Source organism: Borrelia sp. RT5S, assembly GCF_021165755.1.
Lineage (GTDB): Bacteria > Spirochaetota > Spirochaetia > Borreliales > Borreliaceae > Borrelia.
The window spans coordinates 168,137-185,544 of record NZ_CP088936.1 but is presented as its reverse complement, the minus strand read 5'-3'; the positions used below and the strand labels follow the sequence as shown (position 1 = coordinate 185,544).

The 17,408-nt window shown below is 33.3% G+C and carries 16 protein-coding genes; 12 read left to right on the top strand and 4 right to left on the bottom strand.

The genetic code is table 11. The features are described 5' to 3' along the window. Together flgK and LSO06_RS00885 are read right to left on the bottom strand one after the other, a co-directional pair. Positions 1-1,884 (bottom strand): flagellar hook-associated protein FlgK, encoded by a 1,884-nt coding sequence (gene flgK / locus LSO06_RS00890; protein WP_231760214.1) that lies wholly within the window; start codon positions 1,882-1,884, stop codon positions 1-3. 10 nt (positions 1,885-1,894) lie between these two features. Beyond that, the gene (locus LSO06_RS00885) at positions 1,895-2,389 is read right to left on the bottom strand and encodes a flagellar protein FlbF (RefSeq protein ID WP_231760213.1); all 495 of its coding nucleotides are present in this window, start codon (positions 2,387-2,389) and stop codon (positions 1,895-1,897) included. A 132-nt stretch (positions 2,390-2,521) separates the two neighbouring features. Between LSO06_RS00885 and mnmE the strand changes: the two genes are divergently transcribed. The 10 genes from mnmE to LSO06_RS00835 are packed head-to-tail and all read left to right on the top strand — an operon-like array spanning position 2,522 to position 13,787. Further along, positions 2,522-3,916: a tRNA uridine-5-carboxymethylaminomethyl(34) synthesis GTPase MnmE gene (mnmE, locus tag LSO06_RS00880; protein ID WP_231760212.1), complete on the top strand. Its 1,395-nt coding sequence runs from the start codon at positions 2,522-2,524 to the stop codon at positions 3,914-3,916. A 2-nt stretch (positions 3,917-3,918) separates the two neighbouring features. Then, a complete protein-coding gene (mnmG, locus tag LSO06_RS00875) occupies positions 3,919-5,781 on the top strand; it encodes a tRNA uridine-5-carboxymethylaminomethyl(34) synthesis enzyme MnmG (RefSeq protein ID WP_231760211.1) in 1,863 nt (620 codons plus the stop codon). Then, entirely contained in the window at positions 5,781-6,401 is a 621-nt protein-coding gene (gene rsmG, locus LSO06_RS00870; RefSeq protein ID WP_370639781.1) for a 16S rRNA (guanine(527)-N(7))-methyltransferase RsmG, read from the top strand. Before mnmG ends, rsmG begins: the two co-directional genes overlap by 1 nt. Before the next feature lie 57 nt (positions 6,402-6,458). Then, entirely contained in the window at positions 6,459-7,451 is a 993-nt protein-coding gene (locus tag LSO06_RS00865; RefSeq protein ID WP_231760209.1) for an AAA family ATPase, read from the top strand. 15 nt (positions 7,452-7,466) lie between these two features. Then, positions 7,467-8,348 carry a DUF58 domain-containing protein gene (locus LSO06_RS00860; RefSeq protein ID WP_231760208.1) on the top strand — a complete coding sequence of 294 codons (882 nt, stop codon included), beginning with the start codon at positions 7,467-7,469 and terminating at the stop codon, positions 8,346-8,348. Further along, positions 8,345-9,244: a hypothetical protein gene (locus tag LSO06_RS00855; protein ID WP_370639780.1), complete on the top strand. Its 900-nt coding sequence runs from the start codon at positions 8,345-8,347 to the stop codon at positions 9,242-9,244. The genes LSO06_RS00860 and LSO06_RS00855 overlap by 4 nt, the downstream gene beginning before the upstream one ends. Next, positions 9,231-10,232 (top strand): vWA domain-containing protein, encoded by a 1,002-nt coding sequence (locus LSO06_RS00850; protein WP_231760207.1) that lies wholly within the window; start codon positions 9,231-9,233, stop codon positions 10,230-10,232. The genes LSO06_RS00855 and LSO06_RS00850 overlap by 14 nt, the downstream gene beginning before the upstream one ends. Further along, the gene (locus LSO06_RS00845; RefSeq protein ID WP_231760206.1) at positions 10,229-11,218 is read left to right on the top strand and encodes a vWA domain-containing protein; all 990 of its coding nucleotides are present in this window, start codon (positions 10,229-10,231) and stop codon (positions 11,216-11,218) included. Before LSO06_RS00850 ends, LSO06_RS00845 begins: the two co-directional genes overlap by 4 nt. Continuing rightward, on the top strand, positions 11,200-11,787 hold the full coding sequence (locus tag LSO06_RS00840; protein ID WP_231760205.1) for a tetratricopeptide repeat protein: 588 nt from the start codon (positions 11,200-11,202) through the stop codon (positions 11,785-11,787). Before LSO06_RS00845 ends, LSO06_RS00840 begins: the two co-directional genes overlap by 19 nt. Then, a complete protein-coding gene (locus LSO06_RS00835; protein WP_231760204.1) occupies positions 11,736-13,787 on the top strand; it encodes an SH3 domain-containing protein in 2,052 nt (683 codons plus the stop codon). Before LSO06_RS00840 ends, LSO06_RS00835 begins: the two co-directional genes overlap by 52 nt. Positions 13,788-13,796: 9 nt before the next feature. On the opposite strand, the gene infA is transcribed toward LSO06_RS00835, so the two are convergent. Continuing rightward, the gene (gene infA, locus LSO06_RS00830) at positions 13,797-14,018 is read right to left on the bottom strand and encodes a translation initiation factor IF-1 (RefSeq protein WP_229088699.1); all 222 of its coding nucleotides are present in this window, start codon (positions 14,016-14,018) and stop codon (positions 13,797-13,799) included. Positions 14,019-14,185: 167 nt separating this feature from the next. Between infA and LSO06_RS00825 the strand changes: the two genes are divergently transcribed. After that, positions 14,186-14,563, top strand: a complete 378-nt coding sequence (locus tag LSO06_RS00825) for a TraR/DksA family transcriptional regulator (protein WP_231760203.1) — start codon at positions 14,186-14,188, stop codon at positions 14,561-14,563. Positions 14,564-14,571: 8 nt separating this feature from the next. Here LSO06_RS00825 and LSO06_RS00820 read toward each other — a convergent pair whose 3' ends face one another. Further along, the gene (locus LSO06_RS00820) at positions 14,572-15,729 is read right to left on the bottom strand and encodes an OmpA family protein (RefSeq protein ID WP_231760202.1); all 1,158 of its coding nucleotides are present in this window, start codon (positions 15,727-15,729) and stop codon (positions 14,572-14,574) included. Between the two features lie 165 nt (positions 15,730-15,894). Here LSO06_RS00820 and malQ point away from each other — a divergent pair, with 165 nt between their 5' ends. Continuing rightward, complete coding sequence (malQ, locus tag LSO06_RS00815; protein WP_231760201.1) at positions 15,895-17,382, top strand: 4-alpha-glucanotransferase; 1,488 nt, start codon at positions 15,895-15,897, stop codon at positions 17,380-17,382. Positions 17,383-17,408: the final 26 nt, after the last annotated feature.

Genomic DNA, 17,408 nt, shown 5'->3' with positions numbered 1-17,408 from the left:
TCATACTCCCATTTTATTAATTATTGTGTCTATCAACTCTGTAGAAACAACAATGAACTTACTTGCAGCAATGAAGGCTTGTTGAAATTCTATCATATTGGTAAGTTCCTCATTTTCATTAACACCGGAAATTGACAGCCTTAGATCGGTTAGGTCCTTAAGTATTTGTGTTTGACTAGTTTTCGTAACTTCCGCTATTTGTCCCTTTATTGCAATGTTAGATGCTGTATTTGCAAAATAGTCGTTTAATGTTGAATTTTTTCCAATCATTATCGGTGAACTTATAAAAGATGCGATGCGCAATGCCGCTTCGTTATCGCCAACGGCAATATCATTAGTAGGGTTCCTGAGACTTGCTACAATCTTTGATGGATCCTCTACAACTGCGTCAGCTACCTTAAGCCATGCCGACGGGTTTTTTAAAGGAGAGACAGAGTAACTAGACGCATTCGTTAGTTGATTGGTTGTATTAATATCTTGATAATTATAAGCACCTCCAGTACCCGATGCATTTAAAATACCCGTGTACCCTGTTAAAAAAAGCCCAGAGTCCTCAATATGCCTAATTCTAAATACAGCATTCTCCTTGTCTTCCTCCCGGACGGCTTTAATCTCAAACTTTCCTTCTGTATTGATTCTTGCAGTCACTTGTGCATGAGAGTTGTTGATTTTATTTATTACGTCCTGAACAGTGTTTGTTGCATCATATGCTATTTCTATAAATTCGTTTTTGTTTGTTACTTCAAATCTTAAAATCCCTGAAAATCCTAGCTTTTCTTCTGGAAAGATTTCATTTGCACCGCTTATTTTAAACAGATGCACAGAATCAAATTGCCCATCTCCACTGCTGTCATAACGTCCACGTTCATCTGTTAACTCATATACTTGGTCAAAAAAAGCTCTTCCATTTTTTTTATCAAGCCCATGCCCTGATATATGAATTTCATTAATAAGCTCAGTAACGTTAATTGCCATGTTGTCTAGCTCATTGATTTCATTTTTAATTTCGTTGTCTCTTGCATTAATAAGAGCTCCTAGCTTTCCTGTATTGATATTAGCCAACTCTCCATTACTCCACAAAACATTCCATTTGGTTCTGGTGGGTCCATTAGAGGCTTCTACTGTGAATTCGCTTACAATTGCACCTTGAACAAGGTGTTTCCCTTCTGTATGAATTAAGAATTCGTTGGGGTCTTGTTTATTTTCTATTGATATACCAATAAGGCTGCTTAGCTTGTCAACTATCAAATCTCTAGCATCTAATAAATCATTGGGATGATCTTTCATTGCAATCGATTTACTAATTTGCTTATTAAGCTCACCAATGTTTTTAAGATAGTTGTTTATTTCTTCGGTAGTAATCTTTACTTCATCATTAGCCATTATATATATGCGCTCAAGGGAATGAAATCTATTTTTGACTACTTCTGCAAAGGATTTCCCTCTTTCCAAGATAATATTTCTCTCAGCTAACCCTTGAGGCTGCCTTGATAGATCCTGCCAACCTTCCCAAAAGTCATTCAGTCTTCTTCTAATTGATTGCTCTTCTGGTTCGTTGTAAATGTTCTCAAGCAAAGAAATGAATTTATTCCTCGAGGTCCAGTATCCAAGTCGGTGTGACTCTTCAACTATTCGTACGTCTAGCAGTTCATCTCTCATTCTTTCAATAGATTGAACCATTATTCCTTGACCCAGTTGACCAGTCTTTTGTGCTCTATTTAGATGAGGAGTATAAATTGGCATCTCGGTCTTCATTATGATCCTCTGCTTCGAATATCCGGGTTTTGACGCGTTAGTTAAGTTATGTCCAGTTGTGTTCATGGCGTCTTTGTGGGCAAATAAACCCCTCTTTCCGATTTCTATTCCTGAGAATGTTGAATCCATTTTAAACTCCTTAAAGTTTTTTATTTATTAAAACAGACGCCTCATTTAAGTTTCCGCTTTTAGGTCCATAAGGGTTCCTGTAAGTGCCATTCTCGACACTTTCGCGAGCATCTTTGAATATTAAATCCAATACACCGAGAGACGTTTCCACGTAACTTGATATTAAATAATTCAGGTTCTTAATATTTATCATCCCTATCCTTAATCGATGAGAGTAATTGTATATCTCTTTTTTATAAACAGCACACAACCTTTCTATTGCTACATAGGTTGACTCAAACTTTTCATGTCCTGTAAATTCCTGCCAAATTCTACTTCTCTTCTCCTCTACATCCTTAAACCTGCCAAGACAAACGTTGGTCTTGCTTACCGTTTCTTTAAGAAGTATCTCATTTTTCTCATCAAGATGTTTCTTTATTTTCAGACACAAAGAATAAATACCCTCCACTAAATCAACTTCCTCTTCTAGAGTATCTCTTAGCTCAGTTTCTAGTTTAACTCTCATCCTGTAGAGTGAATTATAAGCTAAATTAACAAGATTTACAAATTAGATTCAAGTTAGAAAGAGTTTAATAATTTAAGAGTATTACTATGGGATGTTTCAGTTTTTACGCTATGGTATAATTTGTCTTAAGATATGAGCAAGCTTTTTCAAAGAGATGATGACATTGTTTCACTTGCCACACCCTTTATGAGCAGTGCTTTGTGTGTGATTCGTAGTAGTGGAATCTCTTCGATTGAGAAGTTTTCTAAAATATTTTCAGATCCCAAGCGGCTTATTGGGGCATGTGGCAATACTACCCACTATGGATACATAATAGATAATGAGACCTGTGAAAAATTGGACGAAGTTATTGTCTGCCTTTACAGAGCACCAAAAAGTTTTACAGGACAAGATTCAGTAGAGGTTATGGCTCATGGTTCTCCTATTGGAATAAAGAGAATTATAGATTTGTTTTTAAAAGTAGATTTTAGGTTGGCTGAGCCTGGGGAGTTTACTCTTCGTTCTTTTTTGGCTGGCAAGCTTGATCTTACTAAAGCAGAGGCAGTCAATGAACTAATTTTTGCTAAAACGAATAAGATTCATGCTCTTTCTGTTAATAAACTTTCAGGTTCTTTGTTTTCTAAAATAGATTTAATAAAAGGAGATATTTTAAACTTTCTCTCAGCACTTAGTGTTCACCTTGATTATGAGACAGGTGAGAATGAGGTTGTAATTCCTTTTGAGGTTGTTTTGAAAAGTAGAGATGAACTTAAGTTATTGATTGATTCTTATGATATTTCAAGAAAGATGGATCATGGAATTACTTTGGTTTTAGCTGGGTCTGTTAATGCAGGTAAATCTTCTCTTTTCAACCTATTACTTAAAGAAGATAGGGCTATAGTCTCATCTTATGCGGGAACTACAAGGGATTATATTCAGGCAAGTTTCGAGTTTGATGGAATTTTATTTAATGTATTTGATACAGCAGGGTTTAGGGAGACTGAGGATCTTATTGAAAGATTGGGTATAGATAGGAGTAATTCTTTGATTGAGGAAGCATCCCTAGTTCTTTATGTTATTGACTCAAGTTTAAAGTTAACTGAGGATGATTTGAACTTTATTAATTCTTATAGAGATTGTTCAAAGGTCCTTTTTGTTATAAATAAGGTGGATTTAGAGCAGAATAAGCATACGGTTGAATTTTTTGATTCAGGTACTATGAATACATTAAACTTAGTCAAAATTAGTACTAAGACTTTATTTGGAATAGATTCTCTTTATGATAAAATAAGGGCGTTTACATGTTTTAGTTATGTTGATATTAATTCTTATGACGTTGTAATTGCTTCAGGGCGCCAGGCAGAACTTCTAAAGAGTGCTTATGGTTTGGTTATTGAGTTATTGAATAAGATTGAACAACATGTAAGTTATGATATGTTGGCATTTGATGTTTACGAAATTCTTAACCTCTTGGGTGAAGTAACGGGGGAAGTTACTAATGAGGATGTGCTTGTCAATATGTTTAAGAATTTTTGTTTGGGGAAATAGATATGGATTTCGACGCTATTGTGATTGGAGGAGGACATGCTGGTATTGAGGCATCCCTTGCTCTTGCTAGATTGAGCTTTAAGACACTTTTGATTACTCAGAATCTGGATACGATTGGAAAGCTTTCATGTAATCCGGCGATTGGCGGCCTTGCTAAGGGGAATATGGTACGTGAGATTGATGCTCTTGGCGGAGAAATGGGACGCATTATTGATTTTAGCATGATTCAATTTAGAATTTTAAATAAAAGTAGGGGGCCTGCTGTACAGGCCCCTCGGGCTCAGGCCGATAAATTAATGTATCAAGTCAAGGCAAAGGAAACATTGGAGCGTCAGGGCAATCTTGATCTTTTTCAAGATACTGTTAGTGACTTTTTGCTTAATTCTTTGAAAAATAAGATTGAAGGAGTTATTACAGAAAGAGGAAATAAATTTACATCTCATGTTGTGGTGCTTACAACTGGAACTTTTCTTGGAGGTAAAATATTTATTGGTGAGTATAAAGCCTCTATGGGGAGGCTTTCTGAGCCTGCGACTTTTGGGCTTAGGAATGTTTTATTTGATCTTGGATTTGAAATGGGCAGACTTAAGACAGGTACTTCTGCAAGAATACACAGAAAGAGTGTGAATTTTGCAAGAACGGAGATTCAATTTGGAGATTCTGATATTATTCCTTTTTCTTTTTCAAATAATTTAATAGATAAGTCTCAACTCTCGTGTTACATTACTTATACCAATAGTAAAACTCATGAAATTATAAGCAGTAATATGCATCGCTCACCGCTTTATTCTGGGGAGATTATTGGAAATGGTCCTAGGTATTGCCCTTCAATTGAAGATAAGATAGTTAAATTTAGGGACAAAGATAGGCATCAAATATTTATTGAGCCTGAGGGAGCAAATACTGGGGAGATGTATCTTAACGGTTTAAGCACTTCTCTGCCCGAGGATGTTCAGTTAAAGTTAATTCGTAGTATTGATGGGCTTGAGGATGCTATTATTACAAGGCCTGGGTATGCGGTTGAATATGATTATGTTAATCCTATTGAGCTTTATGCAAGCCTTGAAACTAAAAGAGTTGAGGGTCTCTTTATTGCGGGGCAAACTAATGGTTCTTCGGGGTATGAGGAAGCTGCAGCTCAGGGGTTGATGGCTGGAATTAATGCAGCACTTAAAATTCAGAACAAAGAACCAGTTATACTTGCAAGAACAAGTTCTTATATTGGCGTACTCATTGATGACCTTGTTACTAAGGGGACTAGGGAACCTTACAGGATGTTTACCTCAAGGGCCGAGCATAGGCTTAATTTGCGACATGATACTAGCGATAAGAGGTTGATAAAATTAGGCTACGAGGTTGGATTGGTTGGGGAGGAAAAATATTCTGCATATCTTTTAAAGGAACAAAAAATAGAAGAAATTAAGGAGCTTTTGAGACAGAGGCGTCTTAGGGACAGAGAAGCTAGTACTTTGCAATTAAAGAAGCATGTTAATAAAGATTTTTATCATATATTAAGAGATCCATACGTTAATCTAAATGATCTTGTTAAGATAGATTCTAGGTTTGATTTTTCAAAAGTTATCCTTGAGCAGGTTGAATTGGATATTAAGTATGAAGGTTATATTAATAGGCAGAGGGACTTAATTAGGAAAATGGACAATCTTGAGCTTATTAAGCTGCCTCTTGATTTCAATTATGAAATTGATGGCTTGTCAAGGGAAGCAAGGGAAAAATTTGCCAAAATACAGCCGTCAAATCTAGCGCAGGCAAGCAGAATTTCTGGTGTTAGGAATACGGATATTCAAGTTTTGCTTATATATTTCTCAAATCCTAAAAATAAGATAGTACCTAAATTGGCTTTGTAATGTGTTTTTTTGAATCTACTTTGAAAAAGTTAGGGATTTCTTTTACTGCAGAAAGTATTGATAAATTAAGGATTTATATTAAAAGAGTATTATTGTACAGCGGCAGGTTTAATTTAGTGTCAAGAAGTGATAGAAATTTTGACGCAATGATATTGCATGCACTGGATTCTTTGACTGGCCTTCCTGTTGTCATGGCTAATAACCCTAATCAAGTACTTGATGTGGGTAGTGGTGCAGGATTTCCGGGGATTGTTTTATCTCTTTTTGATAAACGTAGAAGGTATTTTCTCCTTGAGCGTAGCAATAAAAGAGCTACTTTTTTAAGAATGATGAAGATAGAGCTTGGCATGATCAATGTGGAAATATTAGAGCATGATCTTAGAGAAGAGAATGGTAAGTATGAATTTATTACAATTAGAGCTTTTGGGGATATAAGGGAATATGCAAATGTTTTGAGGTTGGTCTTGAAAGAAGGAGGTTTGATTATGGCTTATAAGGGAAGACTTAATAAGATTAAGTTTGAAATTGAGTCTGTTGGATCCTTATTTAGAAAAATAGAAATAAAGCCAGTATTAATTAATGACGAAAAAGAGAGGAATTTCCTTCTGTTTTATGCATAGGTTTATGTATTTTATGTTTGTTTTCAATGATAAATAAATTTTGGTGATAGGAGTGGTATGAAAGTTAGTTTTCAAATAGATTCAGAAGTAGAGAATGCTTTAGGTTTAATAAATAAGTTTAGAAGAGAGGTTTCAAGCAGGATCCTTGGGCAAAAAGAAATGATTGATGCTATTTTGATGGGAATTTTGACTGAGGGGCATGTGTTGCTTGAGGGTGTACCAGGACTTGCAAAGACATTAACAATACAGACGGTCTCAGATGTTCTTGATCTTGGGTTTAAAAGAGTTCAATTTACGCCAGATCTTTTACCTTCAGATCTTACGGGAAATATGGTTTACAAGAATACTACGGGGACTTTTAGGGTGAGAAAGGGTCCTATATTTTCAAATATTATTTTAGCGGATGAAATTAATAGGGCGCCTGCAAAGGTTCAAGCGGCACTTCTTGAGGCAATGGCTGAGTGTCAAGTGACCCTTGGTGATGAAACACATAAACTGCCAGATCCATTTTTCGTGCTTGCAACACAAAATCCAATTGAGCAAGAAGGGACTTATAACTTACCAGAAGCTCAACTTGATAGATTTTTACTGAAAGTTAATGTGAATTATCCTGCTATTCAGGATGAGATAAAACTTCTTAAGATATTCTCAGTTGGAGGTGGTCTTGAGAATATTAAGGTTGCAAAGATAATGAATTCTTACTCTTTGTCCGATCTTAAACGCATAATCAGTAGGGTAAAGGTAGATGATAAGATAATGCTTTATATCGTTACCCTAATCGCAGCTTCTCGTGAAAATGACAAGAAAACTTATCCATTTACTAAATATATTGAATTTGGCGCATCTCCTAGAGCATCAATTAGTTTGCTTAAATGTGCTCGTGTGAATGCTCTTTATGAGGGTCGATTATTTGTTCTTCCAGAAGATGTTAAGGCTGTGGCTTATAACGTGTTAAGACACAGAATTACTCCATCTTATGAAGCAGAAGTTGAAGAGATGAATACAGATGATATTATTAAGATACTCCTCTCAGCGGTGGCACTTCCTTAAGGAATAGGATGTGATATGCATGAGAATAATGAATTAAACACTAGCACGAAGACTAAAATAAAGGCTTTAAGATTTTTTTCAAGAAAAATGCTTTTAGAACTTAATTTTGGCGGATATCGTTCAATCTTTAAAGGGCTTGGTCTTGAATTTCATGAATTTAGACCTTATGAGGAGACTGATGATGCTAGGTTTATTGATTGGAATGTTAGTGCTAAAACAGATAGCATATTTTCAAGGGTTTTTAAAGAAGATAAGGGAATGAATCTTCATCTTCTTGTTGATAATTCGCTTTCAATGAGTTTAGGTAGCACTATTAATAAAAAAGAAATTCAGGATTTTTTAGTTTCTATTTTTGCTCATATGGCTTTTTTTAACAATGATAAAATAGGTATAACCTTTTTCTCAAATAAGACGGATAAATTCATTCCTTCCAGAAAAGGTCATTCACATTTGGGATTAATTTTAAACGAAACAATAAATAGGAAGCTTCAAAGGGGCAGTAATTTGACTTATATATTTAAAAATACGGCTGAATATTATAAAAAAAGATCTTTAATTATTATTATTTCGGATTTTAAGGCGAGCGATTATTTTAGATCTTTAACTGTGCTTAGCAAGCGGCATAACATTATTGCAATAAGGCTTTCAGATTTTTTTGATGAAAACCTTCCTCAGTATGGATTTTTAACTTATGAAGATATTGAAACGGGTGAAGATTTTTTGGCCTCAGGCTTTAGTAAGGCGATAGCGGGTAGTTATAAAAATTATTGGACACTAGATAAAATAAGGTGGAAGCAAGAGTGCGTAAAGAGAAGTATTAATTTTGTAGAAATTAGTACAAAGGATGATGTATTTAGGAAGATAAAAGCCCTTTTGAGAAAGGATAGTAAGGTTTGAAAAACATAATGGTTGTTTTTTCATCTTTTTTATCTCTTAATTTATTCTCATATGAATTAAGGGACGAGATATTTATTCCAATTCGTTACTATGTGGGGGATACTGTTGAGCTTAAATTGTCTTTAATTCTGAGTGAAGATGAAAAATTTTTTCCAGTTGATTTTAAGGAAATTAAGAATGAGTTTGTTGAAGTTAATTCATGTATCTACAGGCCCGAAAGGGGAGAGATAATAATGCAATTTGTTTCATTTTATGTTGGAAGTAATAACTTGCCGCCCATTTATGTTGGAGATGTTATTAAGGACGATAGATCGACTAGGGTTATTCTTAAGAATGTAAAAATAAACACTAGTAAGTTGATCTCTGCAGATGATTCTCTTAGAATACAAAATGTAGAAGGTGTTCTTTTTCTTCCAGGAACAAGCACCTATCTTGTTATTTTTATCTCAGCACTTGTGTTTGTTCCTTATCTTTTTATTAAATTTTTAAAGCTTATAGGGTATTTGTTAGTATTTTTAATAATGAGACACAATTTGAGAAAGCCATATAGAATTTTTCAAAAACAGCTTGTTATCTTGTCTAATTATGTTAAGAATGAGGAGGAGCAAATTGTTTTTTATAATTTATTAAATTCTACTTTAAGAGTTTATTTATCAAAAAAAACAGGCTTTGATTTTAATGCAATTACCACAACTGAAATTTCTGAAATTTTACAAAATCTTAATGTGCCTTATGAAATTCGTTCAACTTTGATTAGTATGCTTAGGATGTCTGATTTTAGTAAGTTTAGTGGGTCTAATTTACTAGGTGGAAATCTGTCGCTTGTTTTAGAGGATCTTAAAAGAGCAGCTCTGAGTTTTGAAGAATTTAATAGGAGTAATAATGCTAACATTTAACTCCCCTCTATACTTATTTTTACTTATAATTCTTCCGCTGATAATTTACTGTAGTCATTTTCTCAGGAACAGGGGGGGGAAAGTTAAGTTTCCAATATCTCTTTATGGTAATGTTGGTTCTCTAAAATTTAGGGATTATGGACTAAATTTGTTGTATTTTACAACTTATTCTTTTCTTTATCTAGCAATAACAGGTATGATTTTGACCTTGTCAGGGCCTTCTATTTCAAAAAAGAAGATGATTTATCTCAGTGATGGAGCAGATATCATTATTGTATTAGACATATCACCTAGTATGGGTGCTGTCGAGTTTTCCTCTAAAAATAGACTTGAATTTGCAAAAGAATTGGTTAAGTATTTTTCTTTTCAAAGAGAGAATGATAATATTGGTTTAGTGGCTTTTGCAAAAGAGGCCTCTTTAATAGTTCCACTTACGGTTGATAGGGATTTCTTTTCTAAAAAGTTAGACGATATTTATATCATGGATCTCGGCAATGGTTCTGCTTTGGGTCTTGGAATTTCGATAGCTCTTTCTCATCTAAGACATTCGGAAGCTTCTAGTAAGTCCGTTATTGTTCTAACAGATGGAGTTGTTAATTCGGATGAAGTGTACAAGGATCAAGTAATAAATCTCGCTAAGGGATTGAATGTTAAAATTTATTCTATAGGAATTGGTAGTAGTGAGGAGCTTAATGTTGAATTTAAAATGAGGTCTGGTAAGTTTTATCAGGGTACTTTAAAAGAAGTTTACGATTCTAGTATGCTTTCTGAGATTTCAAATAAAACAGGAGGCCTTTTTTATTCTGTAAACGATGATTTTTCATTTAAATTTGCAATTCAGGATTTTTCGAAAAAAGAAAATGTGGAGAGGAAGATTAAAATTTCTGTTGAAAATAAGGACATCTACAATGGATTTTTATTTATAACATTTTGTCTACTGGTTCTTCATTTTGTATTTTCTAAGGTCTTTTTAAAAGAGGTAATATGAGCATAGAAAATTATTACGCTTTATACTTGTTTGTAGTTTTATTTTTGATTCTTATTATCTATATCTGTAATTTTAAAAGAGGTCTTCCATTTTTTAAGAATTTAAGCCTTATGTATGTTAATAACGCATACATAAGGAACTACTACATAAAAAAAATACTTATGATATTTTTTTTCATATTGAGTTTGGGGTTTTTGATTCTTTCTATTTTAAATATTTCTTGGGGACAGAAAGTTACTGAAGACGAGAGGTCAAATTTAAGAATATCTTTTGTTTTTGATATATCTCGTAGTATGCTGAGCCTGGATGAGGGCAGATCGATTAACAGACTTGAGGGTGCTAAGGATGTTATTAGTTTAATTTTGAACAATTTTGAGAGTGCTGAGTATTCGCTTACTATTTTTAAGGGCAAGCCGGTGCTATTATTACCCTTTTCTAAAGACAAGACTAGTCTACACAAAGTATTAAATTATGTTGAACCTAATTTGATAAGTTCGCCTGGTAGTTTTTTAGGTGAAGGGGTGCTTAGTGCCATACAGGGAATAAAAGACGATTCTTATTATAATTTTTTGATAATTTTAACGGATGGGGATGAATGGGGTGAGAATAATTATTATAGATTTTCTAAATTAGTTGATAATATGAGTATTAGGAGCTTTGTAGTTGGTATTGGGAGTAGAAATCCATCTCCTTTAGTTGACAATGATTTGATTGTTAAAGATAAAGAGGGAGGTGTGGTTAAAGCTTTGTTTAATGAGGATAATTTACATCTTCTTGCCTCTTCTCTTAAGGGTGCTTATTATGATTTATATTTAGAAGGTACAAATTACGTTATCAATGAGATAAGAAATGATATAATGAAGAAAAGTTCGAGTGATATTATGGTTGTTAGAATTCTAAGGTATAAAATCTTCTTGGTTGGTGCTCTTTTGTCTACGTTATTGTATATATTCGTTAGGGTTATTAAGTGGGACGAAACTTTTTAGTCATATTGTTGCTAGGTTTTTTGTTTATATCTTTTTTTTCTTGTACTAATGTTAGGGCCATGTCCCTTATGGCCGTTGGAAATTATGAATACATTAGGGGTAATTATCAAAGTGCGATCTCCACTTACTATAATCTTGTAGATGATTTTGAGAATTCTTCTTGGGGTTATTATAACCTTGGAGTTGTGTATTATTCTTTGGGTGAGTACGAGAGTTCTCTTCGAATGTTTTCATATGCAAGAAGAGAGGATGATGTTTTTTTGAATTTTAACATAAATTATAACGAGGGGATAATATATTATAACCAAGGACTTTATCGGAAGGCGGAGGTAGCTTTCAAAGAAGCTTTAAGAATTAACCCTGCAAGCTACAATGCTAAGTACAATCTTGAACTTGCAATAATTAAAAAGAGGAGCGTTCCGGATAGCTTGGAAGCTTTAAGTGTTAATAGGGATAAAGATTTTATTGAGAATAATGAGAATTTTTTAAGGTATATTGAAAACCTTGAGAGGGTTTTATGGATAACAAGATCAGAGGAAGGTGTTGTGTCTCCAAAAGAAGATTGGTAGCATTAACATTTTTAGTTTTCTTTTTTGTAAATTTTAAAGTCTTAGCCTTATCTGGTAGCGATTATTTGTTGTCGGATAAGGTTCTTAAAGGTGATAACGTTGTTCATGTCATTAAGTTAGATCTGTTTCATGGATTTGATGAGAATTTATTAAAGGTAGAAGTAAGCAAGGATATGGACGGGAAGACTAGACTCGCGTCGATATCTAGGGTTTCAGAAGGAAGTGGTTATGTTATCGTGGTAAAGATTGAGTATTACCTTGAAAAGTTGGGGTTTGTTAAAATTCCTCCGTTAAAGTTAGTTTATCTTGATCAAGTTTATTTGAGTTCAGAGTTTGAAGTGAGTGTCTTAAGAGATGATGAGATGCAATCTTTTGGTTTGCCGGTTGAACTATATTGGGATTTTGGAGAAAAGGAAATTTATGAATATCAGAGTGTTGGATTTGTTTTACGTTCAAATTGGCTTACAAGCAGTAACCTAAATTTTGTTACCGGTGCTTTTAGCGCTGTTAAAGATGCGATGATTGATAGAACTCCTATATTTGGAAACATTAGGTATAGGACTTTCAATAGTAGAGAAATTTTGGATGTACCTCTTTATAATTTTATTTTGACTCCTCTCAGGGGAGCAAAAGATGTTATTATTCCTAGTATTTCTTTCCATGTGGATGGGAATATTAGTCGTGCGGTTTCTGAACTTTTTTTAAAAGTTAAACCTATTCCTGAAGAAGTTAAGTCTTTAGCTGTTGGTAGCTTTAAGATTGAATATGAGTTTCCAAATTCAAGTTCTATTGATCAGGACACTTTTACTGTTTTGATAAAAATAACAGGCCAAGGAAATCTTCCACATATTCGTTTCCCAGAGATTGAAACCTATAATGCAAGGGTCATTTACAAGAAAGAGAATTATAACTTTGAACCTTCTAAAGATGGATATAAGGGTAATATATCTAGAATATATACCATTAAGCCGGATAATAGAGGCAATTTATTTTTAAGCATTGGTGAGTTTACCTACCTAGAACCCGAAGAGGGCAGGGTTTATAGGCTTGAAGGTAAACGACTAAAATATGAATATTATGGAGAATCTAAAAATAGCGATGAATCTGCTAGGGATTTATTTTCTGATTTTAGGTTGCTTTCATATTATGAAATTTTAAATTATAAGAATAAAACCTTTTTGTTTTTTGTGCCCGCTTGCTATTTGCTTTTGGTACCAGGATTTTTATTCTCTTTATTTATTTTGATTAAATATAAAAGATTTTTTATTGCTTCAGGTTTAGGATTAGTGATTTTAATATTAACTTTTAGCGTTAGTCTTAATGCTATAAGTGATGGTTCTTTTTCAGAAGAAAGTGTGAATGATCTGATTGAAAGTTATGAATTGAAAAATTATGAGGATTCGCTTAATAAAGTGGATAATATCATAAAGAGAAATCCAAGTTATTCTGGGCTTTGGTTAAATAGAGCACTTATTTTGAGCAAGATGGAAAAAGATTTTGATGCAACTTATTCGGCTTATAAAGCATTTTTCACTTCACCGAGTAACGAGACTTTTTACAAAGTTGTTGATTTGATTGAAGCTAGGAGTGGTGTTAGTGAGAATATTAGGAATAATAGTTTTGTGTTTTCTAATGCATTTTTCATCTTTAGTTTGATTTTAATAAATATTTTAATGATAGTGCTTTCTTATAGATTTTATGCAAAGAATTTAAAGAGGATAATTTTATTCTTGCTTTGTTCTGTTACCTGCTTTGCTTTGTTTCAAACATATTATTTTTATGCGGAGCAACAGGCTGAAATTGGAATCATTAAAGGAGATTTAGTCTCTCTTTATAAAGTTCCTGACAACTTCTCAAGGAGCTGGAAGTTTATAAAGGGCAACGTAAGCGTTTATGTGCTCGATAGAAAGGACGATTTTGTGCTTATCCAAACAAGCCATGGACTTCAGGGGTGGGTTTATAAAAACTTTATTTCGTCTGTTAAGGACAACTTAATATAGCAGTGTGAGCTATTTCTCTCTATATATTATCCTTCCCTTAGTAAGATCGTAAGGCGAAAGAGCGACCTTAACCTTATCACCGGGAACTATCTTAATGAAGTGCTTTCTCATTTTCCCAGATAAATGAGCCAAAACCAAATGCCCATTCTTAAGTTCTACTCTAAACATTGTATTAGGAAGAGATTCTTTAACAATACCCTCGGTCTCAATGGCTTCTTCTTTAATATCCAAAATGCCTCCTTGTTATTTATATAACATGATAAATTGTACACAATTAAGAATATCATTGCAATTATTTTTTAATAAAAATTAATGTGATAGTTTACATTGTATGGGATTGTTTATATAATTACACGAAGTTTTTTAAAGATTGTAATTTATTGTAGGGAGGTAGGATCATGCAGAAAAGTAATTTTGAGCATGAGTTTGTTTTAAAGATGAAAAATCTTCTTTTGGAAGCAAAAAAAGAAATATTGAATTCTATTAAATCTGTTGAGGATAGCAAGAGGGAAATTATTAGCAATGATCTTCATCTGAAAGATGTGGTTGATATTGCGTTTGACAACATGGATGGAAATAACCTTGAAGCTTTAAGTTCTGTTGAGAAAAAGAATCTTCATTTAATAAATCAGGCACTTTATCGTATTTCTCAGAATACTTACGGAAGGTGTTTAGCATGCGATAAGGATATTTTAAAAGAGAGACTTGAAGCTATCCCTTATGCATTCTTGTGCATAGGCTGTCAGACTAAAAAGGAAAAAAAGATGAGAAGGTAAAATTGCATTCAATTATTCAGAATTGTAATCTCTACTCTTCGATTTTTTGATGCTAAAGGAGATGAGCTCTCGTACTTAGGTTTTTTAGCACCCCATCCTTTGAAAAATATTTGATCTTTGTTTTTTACTTTCATTTTTAGTAGGTAGTTTCCAATTGAATGAGCTCTTTTCTCAGACAATTCTTGCATTTCCTTTTCTGTTCCAAATTTTGCTGTATGTCCTTCTATTAGAATATTGTTGTCTTTAAATTTTTCTAGTAGCTTGGCTATGTGGTTTAGCTTTGTATATTCCTTTTTCATTACTTGAAAAGAATCAGGATGAAATTCAATATCTAAGCTTAAGTTAATTCCTTTTTCGCCTTTCTTTACATCAACAGAGGCTATTTGTTTATTCTTAATATACTCTTTGACTTCATTTTCCACTAGGCTGTCATTTTGTAATTCAACAGAGATCGTCTCTCCGGATGAATTGCCGACCATCCTGATACTATCTTTTTCGTTTTTCATTTCAAATACATATGTATCATTGTACTTATATGTGTTTCCTGCTGTTGAATCAAAGTAAATTGTTTGACTAACTTTTTGGGAGAACGAAATGCTTTTTACATCATATCTAGACTCGTAATTTGAATGAATTACATCGTAATTCTTCCCCTTTATTTTTTCCTTGCCCTTGTATACGTAATGTACATCAAATTTTACAATGAAGTCTTTTATTTCTTCTGAGATAGTAGACGCTTGAACATATTCCTCTGCTGGATATGTCCAGGTCTCATTTATCCTTATGGGTCTTTTTGGGAATCTTGGAATGCCTCTGACAGAGGGCCTCTTTTGATTGTTATTTATTCTATATTCACCTTGCCCATTTATACTGAAATTACCCTCAAATTCTTCTTTAAGTAAAAAGACATCACGCTCATCATCTCTTTTTAGTATCCTAAAATAAGATCTAATATCAGCAAAATTTCCTTTTATGTCTTTTACCTCGCTTGAGACCTGAATGTTTGTCTTAGTTTTTGCATTAAGTGTTCCATTCAGATAAATTATTTGATTGTCTGTGGTTTCTATTCTGAATTTAGTCCCTTTAGCGTGTTTAAATTCTAATGTCTCAGAAGCAAATAATAGATGCGGTACTAACAACGATAAGGTAACAATTTTAAGATTCACTTGAAAAAGTATATCACAATTTTGGTGATGTCTTATATCTTGAAATATTTCATTAAATCTTTTTAATAAAGCTTTAATGTTATTTCATTTTAGCTATAATAGTTATATATAGATTATTGTTTTAAATTTTTAATTAAACCAAATATTTTTTTGAGGTGTGAATTTATGAGAAAAAGTGGATTTTTACTAAGTATTAGTTCTTTGCCTTCTAAGTATGGTATTGGAGATTTGGGCAAGGGGGCGTACAGATTTATAGATTTTCTAGCTGCGTCATCGCAAACTTATTGGCAAATATTGCCTTATTCTCCTACGGATTTTGTGGGTTCTCCTTATTCTAGTTGTTCCGCCTTCGCTGGCAATATTAACTACATTGATCTAGAGGGTATTTCCAGATTTATTGATACAGATTTAGCTAGTCTTGAATGCTTGGAGAGTAGGTACGTTGATTATAATAGGCTCATAAGGGTTAAGGGAGATATTTTAAGAAAAGCTGCTTTGAATTTTTTGCATAGAGCAACTGAGGGTGAGATGAAAAAGTTTGAAAAATTTATAAAATCTGCTTCCTATTGGCTTTTGGATTTTTCAAGCTTTGTTGTTTTTAAAGAGTATTATTCTAAACCAGAATCTTCAGAAACTTTTAATGTTTTATTTAGTAGAGAAATTCTTAAAAGAGACAGTAAGGCTCTAGACAAGCTTAGAGAGATCCTTGGTATTGATATTAAAGTCCAGCAGGTTTTGCAGTACTTCTTTTTTTCGCAATTTAAGGATTTAAAGAGTTACGCTAATGCTGCAGGAATTAACATAATAGGGGATATGCCTATTTTTGTTTCTTATGATTCTGCTGATGTTTGGGCTCATCAAAGGTATTTTAAGCTAAAGTTTGATGCGAGTAAAGATAAGGTAACGGGTGTGCCGCCTGATTATTTTTCTGAGGAAGGACAGCTTTGGGGTAGTCCAGCCTACAACTGGAAAACTTTAAGGAAAGATAACTATGAATGGTGGATTAATCGTATTGGTTTTTTGCAGAAATATGTAGATATTGTTAGAATTGATCATTTTAGGGGATTTGTATCGACTTGGGAGGTGGATGCAAGAGAATCTACAGCTGTTAAGGGGCATTGGGTTAAGTGTCCAGGTAAAGATTTTTTAAAACATCTTTTAGATAAAATTGATAATCTGAAAGTTTGGGTAGAAGATCTTGGAGTGGATCTTGAAGATACATTTAAATTGAGAGATTATTTTAATTTTCCAGGGATGAAAGTAATGCAATTCGCATTTGATTTTGATGCTAAAAATCCATATCTTCCTCATAATTATGTAAGAAATTGCATTGTCTATACAGGGACGCATGATAATGATACTACCCGTGGGTTTATTAATTCCCTTAATGATAAACACAAGATGTATATTTTTAATTATTTCAACACCGATGAAGATTCTGTTATTTGGGATATGATAAGAGGCGCGATGGCTAGTGTTGCTGATAGCGTAATAGTTCCAATGCAAGATTATCTTGGTTTAGGAGCTGAATTTAGGATGAATACACCGGGTACAATTTTTAACAATTGGACTTTTAGAATGATTGAGGACGACCTGACTGATACTTTAAGCAAGAGAATAAGTGACATTACAAAACTTTATGGGAGAATTTAATAACAATTTCAATAATTTGTTAAAAT